The sequence below is a fragment of the Pectobacterium cacticida genome (assembly GCF_036885195.1).
GTDB classification, from domain to species: domain Bacteria; phylum Pseudomonadota; class Gammaproteobacteria; order Enterobacterales; family Enterobacteriaceae; genus Pectobacterium; species Pectobacterium cacticida.
In genome coordinates, this window is the sequence record NZ_CP133656.1 from 1816583 (window position 1) to 1836582 (window position 20000).

General features: G+C 49.4%; 22 protein-coding genes. 15 read left to right on the forward strand and 7 right to left on the reverse strand.

Annotation, left to right across the window (positions count from 1 at the left end):
• Positions 1 to 136 precede the first annotated feature (136 nt).
• Complete coding sequence (purR, locus tag RFN81_RS08525) at positions 137 to 1162, reverse strand: HTH-type transcriptional repressor PurR (protein ID WP_264498662.1); 1026 nt, start codon at positions 1160 to 1162, stop codon at positions 137 to 139.
• Between the two features lie 369 nt (positions 1163 to 1531).
• Between purR and RFN81_RS08530 the strand changes: the two genes are divergently transcribed.
• Positions 1532 to 1621 carry a YnhF family membrane protein gene (locus RFN81_RS08530; RefSeq protein ID WP_264498663.1) on the forward strand — a complete coding sequence of 30 codons (90 nt, stop codon included), beginning with the start codon at positions 1532 to 1534 and terminating at the stop codon, positions 1619 to 1621.
• 92 nt (positions 1622 to 1713) lie between these two features.
• Here RFN81_RS08530 and RFN81_RS08535 read toward each other — a convergent pair whose 3' ends face one another.
• Positions 1714 to 2565 carry a C40 family peptidase gene (locus RFN81_RS08535; RefSeq protein WP_264498664.1) on the reverse strand — a complete coding sequence of 284 codons (852 nt, stop codon included), beginning with the start codon at positions 2563 to 2565 and terminating at the stop codon, positions 1714 to 1716.
• A gap of 328 nt (positions 2566 to 2893) precedes the next feature.
• On the opposite strand from RFN81_RS08535, the gene RFN81_RS08540 reads away from it, so the two are divergent.
• Entirely contained in the window at positions 2894 to 3244 is a 351-nt protein-coding gene (locus RFN81_RS08540) for a Grx4 family monothiol glutaredoxin (protein ID WP_264498665.1), read from the forward strand.
• Positions 3245 to 3345: 101 nt separating this feature from the next.
• On the opposite strand, the gene rnt is transcribed toward RFN81_RS08540, so the two are convergent.
• Both rnt and gloA read right to left on the reverse strand, forming a co-directional pair.
• Entirely contained in the window at positions 3346 to 4017 is a 672-nt protein-coding gene (rnt, locus tag RFN81_RS08545) for a ribonuclease T (protein WP_264498666.1), read from the reverse strand.
• Between the two features lie 148 nt (positions 4018 to 4165).
• Entirely contained in the window at positions 4166 to 4573 is a 408-nt protein-coding gene (gene gloA, locus RFN81_RS08550; RefSeq protein ID WP_264498667.1) for a lactoylglutathione lyase, read from the reverse strand.
• Positions 4574 to 4861: 288 nt separating this feature from the next.
• On the opposite strand from gloA, the gene RFN81_RS08555 reads away from it, so the two are divergent.
• Positions 4862 to 5101, forward strand: coding sequence for a DUF1289 domain-containing protein (locus tag RFN81_RS08555; RefSeq protein ID WP_264498668.1), 240 nt, complete (start codon positions 4862 to 4864; stop codon positions 5099 to 5101).
• Between the two features lie 228 nt (positions 5102 to 5329).
• Positions 5330 to 5767 carry a transcriptional regulator SlyA gene (gene slyA / locus RFN81_RS08560; RefSeq protein WP_264498669.1) on the forward strand — a complete coding sequence of 146 codons (438 nt, stop codon included), beginning with the start codon at positions 5330 to 5332 and terminating at the stop codon, positions 5765 to 5767.
• A gap of 133 nt (positions 5768 to 5900) precedes the next feature.
• On the opposite strand, the gene RFN81_RS08565 is transcribed toward slyA, so the two are convergent.
• Positions 5901 to 6368 (reverse strand): glycine zipper 2TM domain-containing protein, encoded by a 468-nt coding sequence (locus tag RFN81_RS08565; RefSeq protein WP_264498670.1) that lies wholly within the window; start codon positions 6366 to 6368, stop codon positions 5901 to 5903.
• 334 nt (positions 6369 to 6702) lie between these two features.
• Here RFN81_RS08565 and anmK point away from each other — a divergent pair, with 334 nt between their 5' ends.
• The 5 genes from anmK (at position 6703) to pdxY (ending at position 11454) form a co-directional block, all read left to right on the forward strand.
• On the forward strand, positions 6703 to 7815 hold the full coding sequence (gene anmK / locus RFN81_RS08570; RefSeq protein ID WP_264498671.1) for an anhydro-N-acetylmuramic acid kinase: 1113 nt from the start codon (positions 6703 to 6705) through the stop codon (positions 7813 to 7815).
• Positions 7816 to 7911: 96 nt separating this feature from the next.
• Positions 7912 to 8229 (forward strand): MliC family protein, encoded by a 318-nt coding sequence (locus RFN81_RS08575; protein ID WP_264498672.1) that lies wholly within the window; start codon positions 7912 to 7914, stop codon positions 8227 to 8229.
• Between the two features lie 104 nt (positions 8230 to 8333).
• Entirely contained in the window at positions 8334 to 9017 is a 684-nt protein-coding gene (gene pdxH, locus RFN81_RS08580) for a pyridoxamine 5'-phosphate oxidase (protein WP_264498673.1), read from the forward strand.
• Between the two features lie 219 nt (positions 9018 to 9236).
• Complete coding sequence (gene tyrS / locus RFN81_RS08585; RefSeq protein WP_264498674.1) at positions 9237 to 10514, forward strand: tyrosine--tRNA ligase; 1278 nt, start codon at positions 9237 to 9239, stop codon at positions 10512 to 10514.
• A gap of 82 nt (positions 10515 to 10596) precedes the next feature.
• Positions 10597 to 11454, forward strand: a complete 858-nt coding sequence (pdxY, locus tag RFN81_RS08590; protein ID WP_264498675.1) for a pyridoxal kinase PdxY — start codon at positions 10597 to 10599, stop codon at positions 11452 to 11454.
• Between the two features lie 105 nt (positions 11455 to 11559).
• Here pdxY and gstA read toward each other — a convergent pair whose 3' ends face one another.
• Complete coding sequence (gstA, locus tag RFN81_RS08595; protein ID WP_264498676.1) at positions 11560 to 12168, reverse strand: glutathione transferase GstA; 609 nt, start codon at positions 12166 to 12168, stop codon at positions 11560 to 11562.
• Between the two features lie 334 nt (positions 12169 to 12502).
• Here gstA and acnA point away from each other — a divergent pair, with 334 nt between their 5' ends.
• The gene (gene acnA, locus RFN81_RS08600) at positions 12503 to 15175 is read left to right on the forward strand and encodes an aconitate hydratase AcnA (RefSeq protein ID WP_264498677.1); all 2673 of its coding nucleotides are present in this window, start codon (positions 12503 to 12505) and stop codon (positions 15173 to 15175) included.
• 140 nt (positions 15176 to 15315) lie between these two features.
• Here the strand turns inward: acnA and ribA are convergent, their stop codons facing one another.
• The gene (ribA, locus tag RFN81_RS08605; RefSeq protein ID WP_264498678.1) at positions 15316 to 15909 is read right to left on the reverse strand and encodes a GTP cyclohydrolase II; all 594 of its coding nucleotides are present in this window, start codon (positions 15907 to 15909) and stop codon (positions 15316 to 15318) included.
• Between the two features lie 258 nt (positions 15910 to 16167).
• Between ribA and pgpB the strand changes: the two genes are divergently transcribed.
• The 5 genes from pgpB (at position 16168) to yciH (ending at position 19950) form a co-directional block, all read left to right on the forward strand.
• The gene (pgpB, locus tag RFN81_RS08610) at positions 16168 to 16947 is read left to right on the forward strand and encodes a phosphatidylglycerophosphatase B (protein WP_264498679.1); all 780 of its coding nucleotides are present in this window, start codon (positions 16168 to 16170) and stop codon (positions 16945 to 16947) included.
• 257 nt (positions 16948 to 17204) lie between these two features.
• The gene (locus RFN81_RS08615; protein WP_264498680.1) at positions 17205 to 17510 is read left to right on the forward strand and encodes a LapA family protein; all 306 of its coding nucleotides are present in this window, start codon (positions 17205 to 17207) and stop codon (positions 17508 to 17510) included.
• Positions 17511 to 17522: 12 nt separating this feature from the next.
• A complete protein-coding gene (lapB, locus tag RFN81_RS08620) occupies positions 17523 to 18692 on the forward strand; it encodes a lipopolysaccharide assembly protein LapB (RefSeq protein WP_264498681.1) in 1170 nt (389 codons plus the stop codon).
• Between the two features lie 191 nt (positions 18693 to 18883).
• Entirely contained in the window at positions 18884 to 19624 is a 741-nt protein-coding gene (gene pyrF, locus RFN81_RS08625) for an orotidine-5'-phosphate decarboxylase (protein ID WP_264498682.1), read from the forward strand.
• Positions 19621 to 19950, forward strand: coding sequence for a stress response translation initiation inhibitor YciH (yciH, locus tag RFN81_RS08630; protein WP_264498683.1), 330 nt, complete (start codon positions 19621 to 19623; stop codon positions 19948 to 19950). The genes pyrF and yciH overlap by 4 nt, the downstream gene beginning before the upstream one ends.
• The last annotated feature ends 50 nt before the right edge of the window (positions 19951 to 20000 follow it).

Sequence of the window (20000 nt, forward strand, 5' to 3'; positions counted from 1 at the left end):
ATGGGTCGGCAGTCATTTGAGAAAAGAAATGGAATATTCAATTTAGAACGACTTCAGCCAGCATACAAGAAGTTTGGCTGAAGCGATGAGGGGGGCACGTTGGAGCAAGAGCGATCTTTTGAGCCGCGTAGTGTGACTAACGACGATAGTCGATGTAGGGGCCGTCGGCAACCGAACGGCGTTCAATCAGCGTTGGATGCACTTCGATGACGTGTGCATCTTCTCGCTTACTGGTAATACGATCTAATAACATGGCGAATGCCGATTGCCCAAGGCGCTCCTTGGGTTGATGGATGGTGGTCAATGCCGGAGTAAAGAAACGCGCGTGGCGCACGTTATCATACCCGATCACCGAAATATCTTGTGGCACGTGCAGCCCCAGCTCATCCGCCGCGCAGATAGCGCCCATCGCCATGATATCTCCACCGCAGAATATGGCCGTTGGACGCTGTTTTTGTGCGAGAATTTGGTGCATCGCTTTATATCCGGATTCGGGTTCGAAATCGCCCTGTACAATCCACTCTTCGCGTACAGCAATGTTGGCTTCCTTTAGTGCTTTTAAAAAACCGAGGTGGCGTCCTCTTCCGGTATGACGTTCCTTAACGCCGGGGATGGCGCCAATATCGCGGTGCCCACGTTCAATCAGGTAGCGACCTGCCATATAACCGCCTTCAAAGGCGTTATCAATGATCGTATCGGTGAAACCACTGTGCATCTGCTCCCAATCCATCACAACCATTGGGATGCCGCGGTAATCTTTCAGCATGGCAAGTAGTTCAGGAGGGTATTCAGCGCACATCACTAACAGACCATCAACACGTTTTTGCGCCAACATAGAGAGATAGGCGCGTTGTTTGACGATATTGTTATGTGAATTGCACAATATCAGGGTGTAGCCTTTGGCATAGCAACTGTTTTCAACCGCCTCAATGATTTCGGCGAAGTAGGGCGCTTCATTGGAGGTCGCCAGTAAGCCAATAGATTTAGTGTGATTGACTTTGAGGCTTCGGGCGACGGCGCTGGGTGAATAGTGCAATTCTTTGATCGCCGATCTCACGGCGGCCTTGGTCTCTTCGGCGACGAAACGTGTTTTATTGATCACATGCGATACGGTTGTGGTAGAAACGCCAGCACGTTTTGCCACGTCTTTAATCGTTGCCATCTAAAAATAACTCCTGAACTTACCCGTTACAGACGGAAGTATATTGTTAATCGTTTGCCTACGTTAAATGTTCTTCCCCTAAGCTAAAAACAGGATTTAAGAAGGAGAATACCGAATGTTATATCGAAGGGGTCTGGGTTGACGTTTTTCGACGGATACGCAGCGTGTTCGTAAGCAGCGGATTGTGTCCGATTTATCATTAAAGTGAAAGGATTAATATACTATTAGCGAGCGGTTCATCCGAGATTTTTCGTTAGAATTATGAAAGAATCAGGATCGTCCGTTGGCCTGTCGTATTTACGGCTACATCGCTCCAGCTACACATTAGGGGCGTTTTGCAGATGAAACCCGTTGACTAAAGGAGTAATTATGGATACGAATTTGAAGATGTCTTTGTTGGCAACCGTGGGGTCGTTGGTATTGATCATCACGTTTAGTTTTATTGCGATACTGAATTAATCGAATGATGCACCTTGCCGGGAAGGTATTCAGGCACGTGAAGTATGAGACGTGCCTGAAAGAGGGTGCTTATTTGCGCCTGTATATGTTCGTCAACGTATGGTCTGTGGTGTGACGACGCGACGAGCGCCAACATAGTGTTCCTGCCAATAATCCGCGCTCAGCTTACTGATTCGTATATCCGAACCTGTACGTGGTGATTGAATAAATTTGCCATCCCCCAAATAAACGCCTACGTGGTCGACGGTATTACGGTTATTGATACGGAAAAAGACCAGATCGCCCCGCTCAAGTTCGCTCTTTTTAATGGGGGCGGCATCACGAAGGTGGTACATCTCGTTTGCCGTACGGGGAATTTGAATTTTGACGACATCTTTGTAAGCATAATAAACCAACCCGCTACAATCGAACCCGGTAAAGGGAGAGCTCCCGCCCCAGCGGTATGGTTTGCCTATCTGGCTCATCAACTTATTCATGGCCGTGGCTTTAGCATGCTGATACCGTTTTTTATGCGCCGCGCTGAGCGCCATTCCTTTCCCGGTTACGGGCGAGGGTTTAATCAGCTTTCCTTTATACAACGGCTTTTTCAACTTGGTTTTAGCGCTGTTCTGTGCGACTCGCTGCCTTGTTTTTCCATATCCTGGTTTTTTAAGATTCTTTTTTACGAGCGCTGGGGTACCACTTTGCATCCGCGGTGTTTTTTTAACCGTTGCGTTGCGCATACTACGCGCTGACGTTTTCTTACTGACAGTGGCGGATTCGCTTTTTTTGCTTTTTATTGGCGTTGGAGATTTCGCGTTGATCTTGGTCTGACGGTGTTTCTTATTGGTTTCTTCGACGGGGCTTTTTTTAGATGCAGAATGCGAACTATGTGGTGCCGCCTGAGCGACATTCAGGGACAGATTGCTGAAAAATATGATAAAAAGAGTAATAAACAGACGCATAATGATGATGGCCGCACAAAATCCTTAATCTGCACAATACAACCAGTATTCCTGAAAGTGACGATATAAAAAAGTGGGTATGTCCGCTTTATTCATATAAAAACGTGAAAAAAGGTTAATAGTTGTTTGCCTGATAGATTTTTCAGCACCGTTAGACTGACCATAAAGCATCCCCTATAGGGAATACCCCTATAAAAAATGGCGTTTTTTTGTGGATGCTGGCATCGGTACAATGACAGTGAATGAAGTTGCCGTCATACTTGTTTGACGGCGATTCTGGCTAGCGTTTTTGCGTGTTAGCCATTCTATAGGTTAAGGAAGCAAGAAGATGACGACACCGACAATTGAAAAAATTCAGCGCCAAATTGCTGAGAACCCGATTCTACTGTACATGAAAGGCTCACCCAAATTGCCAAGTTGCGGTTTTTCCGCCCAGACTGTACAAGCTTTGTCAGCCTGCGGAGAGCGCTTCGCTTATGTCGATATTCTACAGAACCCGGATATCCGGGCTGAACTGCCGAAATACGCGAACTGGCCGACATTTCCGCAACTGTGGGTTGACGGCGAACTGATCGGTGGTTGTGATATCGTGGTAGAAATGTTTCAGCACGGTGAGTTGCAGCAACTCATTAAAGAAACTGCGGATAAATATAAAGCACAGCAGGCCGATCAAGAATAGTAGCTTCGCTACGTAAGGTGAAGGTATTAAAGCGGGTTATGGCGTAAGCGCACAACAGGTGTCCACGGACACCTGTTTTTAAATTTGCTTTTCCTATCATTTTAACCTTCGGCTGGCGCGTTTTCCTGCGCATTGTCTTCAACGGAAATGGGCCATCCCCCCAAACGTTTCCAGCGGTTAACCAATTCACAAAATAGTAATGCCGTCTGATTAGTGTCATATAACGCGGAATGTGCCTGACTGGAATCAAAGGCAATGCCGGCAGCAATACAGGCTTTTGCAAGCACGGTTTGGCCTAAAACCAGCCCGCTGAGCGCGGCGGTATCGAATGTGGCGAAGGGATGGAATGGGTTACGTTTCAGGTTACAACGCGCGGCAGCGGCCATGACAAAACTGTGATCGAAGGTAGCATTATGCGCCACAATAATGGCACGGTTGCAACCCTGATCTTTGATACCTTTGCGCACGACTTTGAATATTTCATGCAACGCGTCATATTCACTAACCGCCCCGCGGAGCGGGTTGGTAGGGTCAATACCGTTGAACGCCAGCGCCGCAGGTTCCAGAATGGCGCCTTCGAAGGGTTCGACGTGAAAATGTAACGTTTCATCTGGCTGTAACCAACCCTCATGATCCATCGTTAATGTTACTGCCGCGACTTCCAGTAAGGCATCCGTTTTCGCATTAAATCCGGCAGTCTCTACATCAATCACCACCGGGTAAAATCCACGAAAACGATCGCACAGGGCGTTTAGAACACGTTTATCAGCCATTTGTCTCTTAGTTGTTAGCAAAATGCAACTCGCATTATGGCAAATTTCGGCTAGAGATGCAGTAAGCTCGTTACCATATCCAGCGGGGTAGTTACAGCGAAAGGAGGGAAGAACAGGTGCCAGTGCAGCACCTGTAGTTGGTGAGCTATTAGCGCCCTATGCCGTTTCCAGCATGTGTATTTTCGATTAATTCTATTTTATAGCCATCAGGATCTTCGATGAAGGCGATAATCGTCGTGCCGCCTTTCACCGGACCCGCTTCGCGCGTCACCTTGCCTCCCGCTTGACGGATACGCTCACAGGTCGCGGCAACATCGTCAACGCCCAACGCGATATGGCCAAAGGCGTTACCCAGCTCATAATGCTCGACGCCCCAGTTGTAGGTCAGTTCAATTACCGCCCCTTCGCTTTCTTCGGTATAACCAACAAAAGCCAGCGTGTATTTATATTCCGTATTCTCGCTGGTACGCAATAGACGCATTCCCAGAACTTGGGTATAGAAATCAATAGAGCGTTGTAAATTGCCAACGCGCAGCATAGTGTGGAGTAAGCGCATAGTGTCCTCGTTAAACAGTGTAACAAACAGAAAGTATAGCGTTGAGAGGCTACCGAATCCAAGCGTTAGGATAACGCTAAAAATGAGACACGCAGCTGGCGTTTGTGCTAAAACCCTACTAGCAGGGGGGGAGCGCACATGGGCGTATTGTACTGTATGGTTGGACGGTTTATAAAAAATCGCTAGTTATTACAATGATTACCTAATTATTTTCATTGTGAGCGTTAATTTTGGCTTGCCAGCAGTAAAGAACAAGGCTTCAATAATAGGGTTGTTGAGGGAGGTGTTGTGCCAGAGCAACTTGAACTCTTTGCTGTCTCCAATCCATGCCGTGGTATTTGTCAGCTGGATAAGCGTGGCTATTGTTATGGTTGTTTTCGTAACCGTAACGAGCGTTTTAGCTGGAGCCAAATGAGTGATGCGCAGAAACAGGATGTGCTGCGTTTGTGTCGGCAGAGGATGAAACGGTCACTGCGTTCAGACAAAACCGATCCACCAGTGGAATCCCGTCAGCCATCGTTGTTCTAGATAATTTTGTCTTAGGTAATCGACTTATATGAAATTTTGTTTAAGCAACGCAAGAGCGTGTGATTGAATAAAATCGGCCTAAGATCATTTTCAAAGGGCATTTATTTGATAGAATCCGCTGTTATTAGGTTTCCGTTTTTTATCATAATAATGTCATTTTTATTCTTATAAATCAGAGTTGATTGCAATCCAGGGATGTAACGAAGCGTGCTAACAAAAGGAGATGTGATGGAATTGCCATTAGGATCTGATTTAGCTCGTCTGGTGCGTGTATGGCGCGCACTGGTCGATCATCGATTAAAACCACTTGAATTGACTCAAACACATTGGGTCACGTTACATAATATATACCATTTACCTCCAGGCCAGTCGCAGATTCAATTGGCTAAGGCGATAGGGATTGAGCAGCCTTCATTAGTTCGTACTTTGGATCAGCTTGAGGAAAAGGGGTTAATCACTCGTCACGTGTGTGCGCACGACCGTCGGGTAAAACGTATTATGTTGACGGAATCGGCAGAGCCAATAATTCAGGCAGTCAATGATGTAATTAGTCATACACGTAATGAAGTCTTATTTGGTATTACGCCGGAGCAAGTGGATGAATTAGCGCTGTTGGTCTCGCGTCTTGAGAAAAATATATTGGCATTGCATGAAGAGCAAGCGTAATTATTTTTGAGATCACGCGGGTGGCAATGAAATCCCGGTAAGATATTAGCCTTATCTAATATTGGATATCTGTTCCGGGAGATAATAATTTATTGTGACGATCGCACGGGGAGCGGCGATCGTCACATAATGATTAGCGTGGAGAGACAGTGATGCTGCGGCCATTGCTAGCCATTGCAACGCGTTGGCCTACGCTGAATCGCGTATCGCCCTGTTTCTGCACGACCATAATGGTGCTACCGTCATCACGACGAATTTCCAGCTCCACGCCCTGTGTACGGTTCAATGCACCCGTAGCGCTTTGGCCAGCTACGCCTCCTGCAACCGCACCTGCCGCGGTCGCCAGACTACGACCCGAACCACCGCCAATCGTATTGCCCAGGAATCCCCCCAGCACGGCTCCCCCTAGCGCACCAATAACGTTTGCATCATCCCCGGCCTGAATTTGAACCGGACGCATGGAAACTATTGTGCCGTAGGTTACTGATTGCACCTGTTTCGCTTCTGATGCGCTGTATACGTCACCTGACAGCGTACTGGTATTAGCGCACCCAGCCAACGTGATACCGGCAAGGGTCACCACAAGTAAACGCTTCATCATAATATAAACTCCTCAATAGCGAATATGTCGGGCTGGCTCAGCCTCGGCCGACGCGTTTTACCCATAAATTATGGTCTGGCTAAGTGTAGCATGCCACTCTTATTACTCTTTCTCAGGATACAATAATGCACTTAAATTGCGTATAAACAGAGTGGTAATGCTCATGAAAAAGGGCATTTTTGTAGCAAAAATTATCGATCAGTTGTGTTGAGACAGGTGATCCTTGCAGGAAAAAACGCAAAAAATTTAATAATTCAGTGTGTTAACGTGTTATTTTTATTTTTGGTGTAATGGTCGTGGTTCGTATTTTTATCCCACAGAGTGAAGGCAAATAATGAGATCTGGCAGATATATCGGCGTGATGTCCGGCACCAGTCTTGATGGCGTAGATGTCGTACTCGCCGCGATTGATGAGCATACGGTAGCCCAGCAGGCCAGCTATAGTCACCCCATGCCTCTGAATATCAAAACGGCCATCTTGGCGATGTGCCAGGGGCAGGCAGTAACATTATCGGCGCTGGGGCAGTTAGATACGCGTCTGGGGATTTTATTTGCCGAGGCGGTGCGTGAACTGCTTAAAGGTGCGGGATTGGAGCCTCAGGATATCACGGCTATTGGTTGCCATGGACAAACCGTGTGGCATGAGCCTACTGGGGATGCCCCCTGTACCTTACAGATTGGTGATAATAACCGGGTCGCCGCTTTGACGGGCATTACCACGGTGGGAGATTTCCGCCGCAGGGATTTAGCATATGGCGGGCAAGGTGCGCCGTTAGTGCCATCATTCCATCATGCACTGCTATTGCACCCTGTTGAGCGTCGGATCGTGCTCAACATTGGTGGTATCGCAAATTTGTCGCTGTTAGTGCCGACTGCGCCGGTGCGTGGGTATGACACCGGTCCCGGCAATATGTTAATGGATGCCTGGATTTGGCGATGCCGCGCGCAGCCATATGATAAAGATGCAAAATGGGCGATGAGTGGTCGGGTGAATTCTCGACTATTACGCCGGATGCTGGCTGATCCCTACTTTTCGCTACCATCCCCCAAAAGTACCGGACGTGAGTATTTTAATCTGAGCTGGTTGGAAAACATTCTGGCACAACAGCCGCCAATAGCTCCGCAGGATGTGCAGGCGACGCTGGTTGAGTTGACGGCTGTAAGCATTGCTGAACAGGTACTACTGGTCGGCGGATGCGAGCGTTTATTGGTCTGTGGTGGTGGTGCGCATAATCCACTCATTATGGCGCGACTCTCCGCGCTATTGCCAGGTATTGAGGTGAATACAACCGATGAGATGGGCGTGAGCGGCAATGATATGGAGGCGTTAGCCTTTGCCTGGTTAGCGTCACGGACGTTATCGGGGTTGCCGGGAAATCTGCCTTCGGTTACAGGAGCGAGTCAGGCAACGGTATTAGGTGCGATTTATCCCGCCAACGTGGATTAATCGGAGTTTGCCGAGGGGGTTATGCAGGCTCTCCTGTTAAACTCAAATGTGCCACGGCGAGAATTGCGGCCATTAACCGGAACGAGGGAGGCATAAATGAAACCGCTACTGATTGCGACAACGCTGATTCTGCTGAGCGGGTGCAGCTATTTTGATCGTAAGCAAACGGTAGAAACACTGCACTACCAGTGTGGCACTATGCCACTGACTGTAACGCTACAGCAGGGCGGCGAAGCGCCCGCTCAGGTGAGTTTTCTATTAGACGGGGAGTACTTAAAGCTGCTTCAAACCGTATCCGCGTCTGGTGCAAGATATAGTAACGGTACTTATACCTTCTGGAGCAAAGGCGATAGTGCATTTATCCAACGGGGCGAGCGCGTGATCGTAGATGATTGTGTGCTGACGCCGCGATAAACGACGCCAGACGCGGCTGTCGCGCTGGCGATTGCGATTTTTCCGGGGCGGGAGCAGAATGAGTTTTTGCCCATGCTGGCCCGATATTGCGACAGTAGGAAATTATGACCCAGGAACGTTCTCTCTCCGGCGACACTCCTCCTTTTCAACCCGACGACATCGCCGCTATTCGCCGCGAATACACGCGCGGCGGGCTCCGTCGTCACGATTTACCCACTAATCCGCTAGATTTATTTACCCGCTGGTTGAAGCAAGCCTGTGACGCGAAACTGGCCGATCCTACCGCGATGTCCGTTGCGACTGTCGATGAGGACGGGCAACCCTACCAGCGCATTGTATTACTTAAGCACTATGATGAAAAAGGCATGGTGTTTTATACCAACATGGGCAGCCGCAAAGCGCGGCATTTAGACCACAATCCTCGCGTTAGCCTGCTGTTTCCCTGGCATATGCTGGAGCGTCAGGTGATCGTCCAGGGGCGCGTGGAGAAGTTACCGATGCTTGACGTGCTGAAGTATTTCCATAGCCGTCCAAAAGATAGCCAGATCGGCGCATGGGTATCTCAGCAATCCAGCCGAATTTCTGCGCGTGGTGTCCTGGAAGGCAAATTTCTTGAGTTAAAGCAAAAATTTCACGAGGGTGAAGTCCCTTTGCCGAGCTTCTGGGGCGGGTTCCGTGTCGCGATCGATACTATGGAATTTTGGCAAGGCGGGGAGCATCGCTTGCATGACCGCTTTTTCTATCAGCGTCAGGAGACGGGATGGCAGATCGATCGTCTAGCACCCTAATCATCACTATTCCGTGTTAAAGGCTGGCGCTCCTCTCACCAGCACCTTATTCTATGAGGTTTCACGCTACATCCGCATGATGCTCATGGTTTCTGATGCCAGGTCTGAGGCTGATGAAATCATCGCGTAGCGTCAGGCGGGTATGTAGCGCATTTATCACAGCGTATGCATCGTCCCGATTGGGATTTGGCAGACTTTTAGAGACAAATGGAGTTTTCGATGGCGAGTAGTAACCTGATTAAACAACTGCAAGCGCGCGGCCTAATAGCGCAGGTGACAGACGAAGGTGCGTTAGCAGAGCGGCTGGCGCAAGGGCCAATTGCGCTGTATTGCGGCTTCGATCCCACCGCCGACAGCTTGCATTTGGGGCATCTGGTGCCGCTGCTTTGCCTGAAACGCTTTCAACTAGCGGGCCACAAACCGGTTGCATTAGTGGGGGGGGCCACGGGGCTTATTGGCGATCCGAGCTTTAAAGCGACAGAGCGTAAGTTGAATACCTCAGAAACGGTGAAGGAATGGAGTGACAAAATTCGCCATCAGGTTTCTCCATTTTTGGATTTCGACTGTGGTCAGAACAGCGCGATTGCTGCCAATAACTACGATTGGTTCGGCAGCATGAACGTGTTGGATTTTTTGCGTGATATTGGTAAGTATTTCTCCGTTAATCAGATGATTAACAAAGAGGCTGTCAAACAGCGTCTGAATCGTGATGACGTTGGTATCTCATTCACGGAGTTTTCCTACAACCTGTTACAGGGATATGACTTTGTTTCGCTGAACAAAATACACGGCGTCGAACTGCAAATCGGCGGTTCTGATCAATGGGGCAATATCACGTCGGGTATCGATTTGACACGCCGCATGAATCAAAAACAGGTTTATGGCTTAACGGTACCGTTGATCACGAAATCCGACGGAACGAAATTCGGTAAAACAGAAGGGGGGGCAATCTGGCTGGATGCCAGTAAGACCAGCCCTTATAAATTCTACCAATTCTGGATCAATACGGCAGATGCCGATGTCTATCGTTTCCTTAAGTTCTTCACGTTCATGAGTCTTGAAGACATCGATGCGCTGGAAGAAGAAGACAAAAACAGCGGTAAGGCGCCACGCGCTCAATACGTGCTGGCAGAAGAAGTGACCCGCATGGTCCACGGTGAATCCGGCCTGGAGGCGGCAAGGCGCATTACGCAAAGCCTATTCTCTGGTACGTTGCAGGCGATGACGCAGGACGACTTTGCCCAACTGGCGCAGGATGGTATGCCGATTGTCGAATTGGAAAACGGCGCCGATTTACAACAGGCGCTGGTCAGCGCCGGACTCGTGCCATCGCGTGGTCAGGCTCGCACGATGATCGCCTCAAATGCAGTGACGATTAACGGTGAAAAACAGGCCAATCCTGAATATACCTTTAGTGCTTCCGACCGTTTGTTTGAGCGCTATACGTTACTGCGCCGTGGTAAAAAGCATTATTGTCTGATTTGCTGGAAAGCATAAGCAGTACCGTTAAGGGAGTATTTACTCCCTTTTTCCTTGTAGTTAGAAGCGCGCAGGCGCGGGTAGGGTTGAGTCGTATCTAATGAAAAATATACTTTCCATCCAATCACATGTCGTCTTTGGTCATGCCGGTAATAGCGCGGCTGAATTTCCGATGCGTCGGATGGGCGCAAACGTTTGGCCGCTGAATACGGTGCAATTCTCGAACCATACCCAATACGGTCACTGGACAGGGTGTGTCATGCCCGCCAGCCATCTGACTGAAGTCGTGCAGGGTATCGCCGATATTGGCAAACTCAAGACCTGTGATGCGGTGCTGAGCGGTTATATCGGCTCCGCGGAGCAGGGGGCGCATATTTTGGATATCGTCAGACAGGTGAAAGCAGCCAACCCTGAGGCACTGTATTTCTGCGATCCGGTTATGGGTACGCCGGAAAAAGGCTGTATTGTTGCGCCTGGCGTGTCTGATTTCCACTGTCAGCAATCGTTACTCGCGGCTGATATTATCGCGCCGAATCTCCCCGAATTAGAGCTGCTAGGCGACCAAACCGTGCATAACGTGGCGGAAGCCGTAGAGACAGCGCGTAAACTGTGTGAAAAAGGGCCGAAGGTTGTACTTGTGAAGCATCTTAGCCGGGCTGCCACACGGGCCGATAGCTTCGAAATGTTGTTAGTGACGCCAACGGATGCCTGGCTCATTAGCCGCCCGCTGGTAGAATTTGAACGTCAGCCCGTCGGGGTGGGCGATCTCACCAGCGGACTCTTATTGGTGAATTTGCTCAAAGGTGTCGCCTTGGATAAGGCGCTGGAGCATACCACGGCTGCTGTCTATGATGTCATGCTGATGACTAAGGAAATGAATGAGTACGAACTACAGCTCGTTGCCGCTCAGGAGGGTATTGCCAACCCGCGTCATCATTTCCAAGCGGTTCGCCTGTAGTTAAACAAAACATAGTTAAATAAAACATAATTGAACTAAGCGCGGTTAAATTAAGCACGCCTCAAAAACGGGGGCGTGCTGTCGCGTCATCAACCTTTCAACCTTTCAACCTTTCAACCTTTCAACTTTGAGTGCGGTAACGACAGAGGGGCGCTCGGCAATATGATCGAGATAAGCCGCCAACGCAGGGTAGCGAAACATATCTAATTTTAGCGACTGGGCCCAGCGCATGACAGTAAATAGATAAGCATCGGCAATACTGAAACGGTTGGCGACCAGATAACTCTGTTCACTCAGTACGATATTCAGATAGCGGAATTTAACTTGCAAATACTCTATCAGCAGCGCTTTGTAAGTTTCTGGCGTGCCGGGTCGAAAGAGAGGCGTAAAAGTTTTATGCAATTCGGCAGAAATGTAATTTAGCCACTCAATCGTATGATAACGCGCCATACTGCCGGTAGGGGCAATGAGGTTGCAGTGGGGAACCAAATCCGCAATATATTCGGCTATGGCAACGCCCTCTGTGAGGATAGAACCATCGTCCAACGCTAGCGCAGGCACCATTCCTTTGGGGTTAATAAGCATATAGTCGGTTCCACGCTCGGTTTTTTTAGTGCGTAGATTAACCTTCTCCAGCTTGAATTCCAGTTTGGACTCGATCAAAACGATATGTGTAAAGAGAGAACTGCTTTCCGCCTGATAAAACAGCTTCATGAAAACCCCTTTCTATTATTATTTTTCCATCAACACATACGCTGATGATTGTTGATTAGCCCTATACTCTTCTACAACAAATCGTCACTGTAGAGTGTGAGGTACCTTACAAAATACGCCTCCTACCGCCACATTACCTGTTTTTTGTCGGGTTACTCCAGTCGGGCTATCCTCTGATAGGTTTATCAAATTCCCATTTCCACGTCATATTGCTTTGTTGCAAAAACGTTATTTTTTGTTTGTGTTATCTTTAAATAAGACCGCAATATATGGCAGGTTATTCTTTGCGTGTCCGAGACACGCTAATGAATAGCGAGTTGATTTGGGAGGACATATGCCATCACACCTTCGTGATATCTGTTTGGATACATTGACCGTTAAGCAACAGGTTTACCATTACTACAGTTTGCCAAAGGCGGCACAGGTGCTCGGCAATATTGCTAACCTACCAAAATCGCTTAAGGTTCTCTTGGAGAATTTATTACGCCATCTGGATGGCGACACCGTCCAGCAGGACGACCTTCAGGCGGTCGCTGACTGGCTAAAAACGGGGCATGTCGAGCGGGAAATCGCCTATCGCCCTGCACGCGTCCTAATGCAGGACTTTACCGGCGTGCCTGCCGTGGTCGATCTGGCTGCGATGCGCGAAGCGGTAAAACGACTGGGGGGGGATGTTAACAGGGTTAATCCACTGTCACCGGTCGACCTGGTAATAGATCACTCCGTTACGGTCGATCGTTTTGGCGATCGACAGGCGCTAAAAGATAATACGCAGTTGGAAATGGCTCGCAATCATGAACGCTATGCCTTTTTGCGTTGGGGGCAACATGCCTTTAGCCACTTCCGCGTTGTACCGCCGGGGACTGGAATTTGCCATCAGGTGAATTTGGAATATCTCGCTAAGACAATCTGGCATGAAGAGCAAGGCGATAAACAATTTGCCTACCCTGATACGCTGGTGGGAACCGATTCGCACACCACCATGATTAATGGTTTAGGTGTGCTCGGCTGGGGCGTGGGCGGAATAGAAGCTGAAGCTGCCATGTTAGGACAGCCGATTTCGATGTTAATCCCCGATGTCGTTGGGGTGAAATTAAGCGGCAAGATGCGAGAAGGCATCACGGCGACCGATCTGGTGCTGACTATTACTCAGATGTTACGTAAACACGGCGTAGTAGGGAAGTTTGTGGAATTTTATGGTGATGGTCTGGATACATTGCCGCTGGCAGACCGAGCGACTATCGCCAATATGGCACCGGAATATGGTGCGACCTGCGGATTCTTTCCTATCGACCAAATTACGCTCGACTACCTGCGCTTAACCAACCGAACAGAAGCACAGATCGCCCTAGTGGAGGCCTATAGCAAATGCCAGGGGCTGTGGCGAAATAGCGGCGATGAACCGGTATTTACCAGCCAACTCGCATTGGATCTGGCCACAGTGGAAACCAGCCTTGCGGGGCCAAAACGCCCACAGGATCGCGTCCCTTTAGCCAAGGTGCCAGAAGCCTTTAACGCTAGCAGAGTATTAGAGGTTGGTTCGATAAAGGCACGTACTGATTATAAAACATTCACTTTAGCAGGTGAGACCCATCGTTTACAGCAAGGGGCGGTGGTGATTGCTGCCATTACCTCTTGTACCAATACGTCTAATCCCAGCGTGCTAATGGCGGCGGGCTTACTGGCAAAAAATGCGGTAGCGCGTGGTCTGAAAACTAAGCCGTGGGTGAAAACGTCGTTGGCGCCAGGTTCACGGGTGGTTACTGATTACTATGAAAAAGCGGGATTAATGCCATATCTTGATGAACTGGGGTTCAATCTGGTGGGGTATGGCTGCACCACCTGTATTGGTAACTCCGGTCCATTGCCGGAGGCGATTGAAAATGCAATCAAAGAGGGTGATTTAACCGTCGGCGCGGTATTGTCTGGTAACCGGAACTTCGAAGGCCGAATTCACCCGTTGGTGAAGACCAACTGGTTGGCTTCACCGCCCTTAGTCGTCGCCTACGCGTTGGCCGGAAACATGAATGTCGATCTGACACAAGACCCACTGGGTGAAGATGGTGATGGAAATCCTGTTTATTTGAAGGATATCTGGCCATCAGCCGAGGTGGTTGCGAGCGCGGTATTGAATGTCACTGCGGATATGTTTCATCAGCAATATGCAGCGGTATTTGAAGGGACGCAAGAATGGCGCGAGATTGAAATCGATGACAATCCCACCTATCAATGGCCGACAGACTCGACTTATATTCGCCAGACGCCTTTCTTTCTGGATATGGGCAAAACGCCCGAACCGGTTAAAGATATCCATAAGGCGCGTATCCTGGCGATGTTGGGGGATTCGGTCACCACTGACCATATCTCACCGGCAGGCAATATCAAGCAGGATAGCCCCGCGGGGCGCTATCTATTGGCGCGAGGCGTCGAAAGCGCCGCGTTTAACTCTTACGGTTCTCGGCGAGGTAACCATGAGGTAATGATGCGTGGAACCTTTGCCAATATCCGTATTCGTAATGAGATGGTGCCGGGTAAAGAAGGCGGCTATACCCGTCATATTCCCTCCCAAGACGAAATGACCATCTACGATGCGGCAATGCGCTATAAGGAAGCCGGCGTCCCACTGGCATTGGTGGCGGGTAAAGAATATGGGTCTGGTTCGAGCCGCGATTGGGCAGCCAAGGGCCCGCGTTTGTTGGGGGTTCGTGTCGTCATTGCTGAATCATTCGAGCGTATTCATCGTTCAAACCTGATTGGCATGGGAATTCTGCCGCTCGAATTTCCTGATGGCGTAACGCGTAAAACGTTGCAACTCACCGGGGATGAACACATTTCAATTACGGGGTTAAACCAACTGACGCCTGGATCGCTGGTTGAGGTAGACATTACGGATGTTGAGGGTAAGACGCAAACGATTACAACACGTTGCCGCATCGATACGCGCAACGAACTGACCTACTACCAGAATGACGGTATTTTACATTACGTTATTCGTAATATGCTGTAGTACCCCTTTCGTCGACGCCTAACGCGCTGGTGCACGTTTTCCGTGTACCAGCCATTTTCTTCTACGGAAGCTCCCCCAAACTACGGGCAAATCGTGAACGGTTGTAGCTAATGGTTCGATGATTCTGAGAAGCTAATGCGTTATTTTATATCCAACATATGCCCCATTTTAGAGGCCTTGGTTGCCAGGTAACGTTCGTTTTTGGGATTGCGCCCGACAATCAAAGGTACACGTTCGACGATATTGATACCGGCTTCATTGAGTATTTTGACTTTTTGCGGGTTGTTGGTTAATAGACGAACTTCATCTACTTCTAACAACTTAAACATGTCGGCACACAGGGTGAAATCTCGTTCGTCGGCAGCAAATCCAAGCTGATGGTTGGCTTCTACCGTGTCGGCGCCTAAATCCTGCAACGCGTACGCGCGTATTTTATTGAGCAACCCAATATTACGGCCTTCCTGGCGGTGATATAACAGCACGCCTCGTCCCTCTTCGGCAATGTGGCGCAAGGCGGCCTCTAATTGGAAACCACAGTCACAGCGCAAGCTAAATAACGCATCTCCTGTCAAGCACTCGGAATGTACACGGGCAAGCACGGGAACCGGACCGGAAATATCACCATAAACCAGAGCGAGATGATCGTGGCCTGTGGCGATTTCTTCAAAACCGACCATCAGAAAATCGCCCCACGCGGTGGGTAATTTGGCTTCCGCCACCCGTTTTAGCTGCATACTTTTCTCCAAAAAAGCCGAATTCAAAAAAAATGCTGGGGGCGGATCCTACTGCGACCCATCCCGCTTGACCAGCTAAAAAGCCTGTCCAAGAACGTCAAAAATAGTGAATTACAACATAGCGACCACAATTTGGTTTCAGGTGTGTTGACAGAAACGGGCGCCATTTTACGTCATACTGACGGTCTGTGTCAGATTTTCTGATAGTATTGTAAATAGTTTGTTGCAAACCATCATGCTGAATTATGGGAATAAATTATGTATGAAATCGCCAAGCGGACGACCATTGGTGCGCTGCTATTGCTGATTATGCCAATCATTATCTGGATGAGTGGCTGGCAGTGGCAGCCGGGGAATGATGGCCTCTGGTTATACGCCCTCTTTTGGGTAACGGAAACCGTGACCTCACCGTGGGGAATACTCGCGAGTCTGGTGTTAAGCATCTGGTTCCTCTGGTGTTTGCGTTTTCGCCTGAAGCCCGCGCTTGGCGTGTTGGTGATTATGTTGATTACCGTGCTGCTGGGGCAGGGCATAAAATCGGCGCTAAAAGCGTGGTATCAGGAATCAAGGCCCTATGTTATTTGGTTAGAAAAACATCATCAGATTGACGACAGTTACTTCTATTCGCTGCCGCGCAAGGCGCGAGCGGAATTAGTGAAAACGCAATTGCAGGATCAAACGTTGATTCCACCCTGGTTACGCAATCACTGGCAGTTTGAGACCGGTTTTGCATTTCCCTCTGGACACACTATGTTTGCCGCGACCTGGGCACTATTAGGGGTAGGGTTGCTGTGGGCGCGTCGCCATTATAAAACGGTAGTGATCCTTATGCTTTGGGCCAGTGGCGTTATGGGGAGCCGTCTGGCGCTCGGTATGCATTGGCCGCAGGATCTGGTCGTGGCCACATTGATTAGCTGGCTGTTGGTCATCGTGGCAACGGCACTGGCGCAGCGTTGGTGCGGTCCACTCTCGCTCCAACACAAAGAAATCCAGAATCCAGCGATTAATGGTGTAGGCAAGGATAAATCCGCATCATAATGTATCGTTGTTTTTTTGCTATGGGTTTTCATCGGCGGTACGTTGCATTGCCGCCACATTTATTGCGGTTTTCTGCAAAGTTCCGTCGGCATGCTATTGTCACTTTGATCTTATGTAGACTAAATGAGTCAGTGTGTATCCACCACGAAATGCGGTTCAGCCTTTCCCTGTCTGGGACGGGCATGGTAGTTTAGTAGGGTTTGCCGCCAAGATTTGGCATCATTCATCTGATTAATGGATATCACAGGAAGGAAAATGTGAAATATTTGCTGATTTTTTTACTCGTGCTGGCGATATTCATCATTTCTGTCACATTGGGTGCGCACAACGATCAGGTTGTGGCATTTAATTACCTACTGGCGCAGGGAAATTATCGTATTTCCACGCTGCTTGCTACGCTCTTTGCGCTGGGCTTCATCCTCGGCTGGATTATCTGTGGTCTGTTTTATCTGCGTCAACGCATCGCGCTTGGTCGAGCACAACGTAAAATTAAACGCTTGGAACAGCAGCTTTCTACCTCTACTGAGGAGAATGTAGCGTCAGTGCCGACGGTAACCCACTAAGGAATTCTCTCTATGTTAGAACTGCTGTTTCTGTTGCTGCCCGTGGCCGCCGCGTACGGTTGGTACATGGGCCGCAGGAGTGCGCAGCAGGACAAAGATCAGGAGTCTAACCGCTTATCCCGCGAATATGTCGCCGGGGTCAATTTTCTGTTATCCAACCAGCAAGACAAGGCCGTTGAGTTATTTCTTGATATGCTTAAGGATGATAGCAACACTTTTGAAGCCCATCTCACGCTCGGTAACTTGTTCCGTTCACGCGGAGAGGTTGATCGCGCAATTCGTATCCATCAGGCGCTAACGGAGAGTGCATCGTTAACGTTTGAACAGCGGCTTCTCGCTGTGCAGCAACTGGGGCGGGACTATATGTCCGCTGGACTCTATGATCGAGCCGAGGAAATTTTTAACCAACTGGTAGACGAAGAGGATTTCCGGCACAGCGCCTTACAGCAGTTATTGCAGATCTATCAGGCGACTAGCGACTGGCAGGCGGCGATCGATGTTGCGGAAAAATTGCTTAAGATGGGGAAGGATTCGCTTCGCATCGAAATCGCCCATTTTTATTGTGAGCTGGCGCTGTTGGCGATGGGCAGTGACGATTTGGACAAGGCATTAATGCTGCTGAAAAAAGGATTTGCGGCAGATAATCAGTGCGCTCGCGCATCCATTATGATGGGGCGCATCTACATGGCGCGACAGGATTATTTGCGTGCGGCGGAAGTATTGCGACAGGTACTCGAACAGGATAAAGAATTGGTGAGTGAAACCTTGCCGATGCTACAAGAGTGCTATCAAATGTTGGATAAGCCGCAAGACTGGGCGGATTTTCTCAAGCGCTGTGTTGAAGAGAATACCGGGGCGACAGCGGAGCTGATGTTAGCCGATATCCTCGAAAGAGAAGAGGGGGCCGATGTCGCTCAAGTTTATATCAATCGCCAGCTTCAACGGCACCCGACAATGCGCGTGTTTCACCGTCTGATGGATTTTCATCTGCACGAAGCGGAAGATGGGCGGGCAAAAGAAAGTCTGGTGGTGTTACGCGATATGGTGGGCGAACAAATCCGTACCAAACCCCGCTATCGCTGCCGTAAATGTGGCTTTACTTCGCAATCGCTCTATTGGCAATGCCCCTCTTGCAAGTCGTGGGCAAGTATTAAACCTATACGTGGGCTTGACGGGCAATAATCATCAACAACGCATCATCAACAGCAAGAGATAAATCATTCCTACATTAGTTACAACATACATGTGGTTTTTATATCAATACGGTTCCAGCAGGCATCTTTAATTGCACTCGTCTTTAGGTCGCTGGGATTTCCTCAGCGGGGCATGTAGAATGCGGCGGTAAATTAGGCTTGCAAGATACTGAGTGACACATGACAAACACGAATCTACAGCAACAAAAGCCGACGGTATCTTCACCGATCGTGGTCGCATTGGACTATGCTAGCCAACAGGCCGCACTGTCGTTTGTTGATCGAATCGATCCACAAGACTGCCGTTTAAAGGTGGGAAAAGAGATGTTTACCTTATTCGGCCCATCGTTTGTGCAGACGCTCCAACAGCGTGGTTTTGATGTCTTTCTCGATCTGAAATTTCATGATATCCCAAACACCGTGGCTCACGCCGTTGCGGCCGCCGCCGATCTCGGCGTATGGATGGTGAATGTTCACGCTAGCGGCGGGGCGCGCATGATGATAGCCGCAAAAGAGGCGCTGGTACCCTTCGGGAAGGACGCGCCGTTATTGATTGCCGTGACTGTGCTAACCAGTATGAATGAAGATGACCTGCGTGGGCTTGGGATTAGCCTTAGCCCGGCGGAGCAAGCAGAAAGGTTAGCCGTGCTCACGCATAATAGCGGGCTGGATGGCGTAGTGTGTTCCGCGCACGAAGCATTGCGATTAAAGCAGGTGTGTGGGACAGCGTTCACCTTGGTCACGCCGGGCATCCGTCCGCTTGGTAGCGAGGCTGGCGATCAACGCCGTATTATGACGCCGGTTCAGGCACAGCAGGCAGGCGTCGATTATATGGTCATTGGACGCCCGATTACCCAATCGCCCGATCCAGCGCGGACATTGCGTGAGATTCGAACGTCGTTGTTAGGTACGGCATCATGAGTGACAAGCATAATCACCCTTTGGTTTACTCGACGGAAACAGGACGTATTAAGCAGGAGCAACCACGGGTAGACCGACCAAAAGGAGATGGTATCGTGCGTATCCAGCGGCAAACGCATGGGCGTAAAGGGAAGGGCGTCTGCCTAATTAGCGGCCTCGATCTTGACGATGCCGCCCTGGACAAACTGGCTACAGAGTTAAAGAAAAAGTGTGGTAGCGGTGGTGCCGTTAAAGACGGGACGATCGAAATCCAGGGGGACAAGCGTGACTTGCTAAAACAGCTTTTAGAAGCGAAAGGGTTGACGGTTAAGCTGGCCGGTGGCTAACACATGGCTACAGTGCAGCAGGTTAATTCCTGTGACCTGCTGCGAAAGTT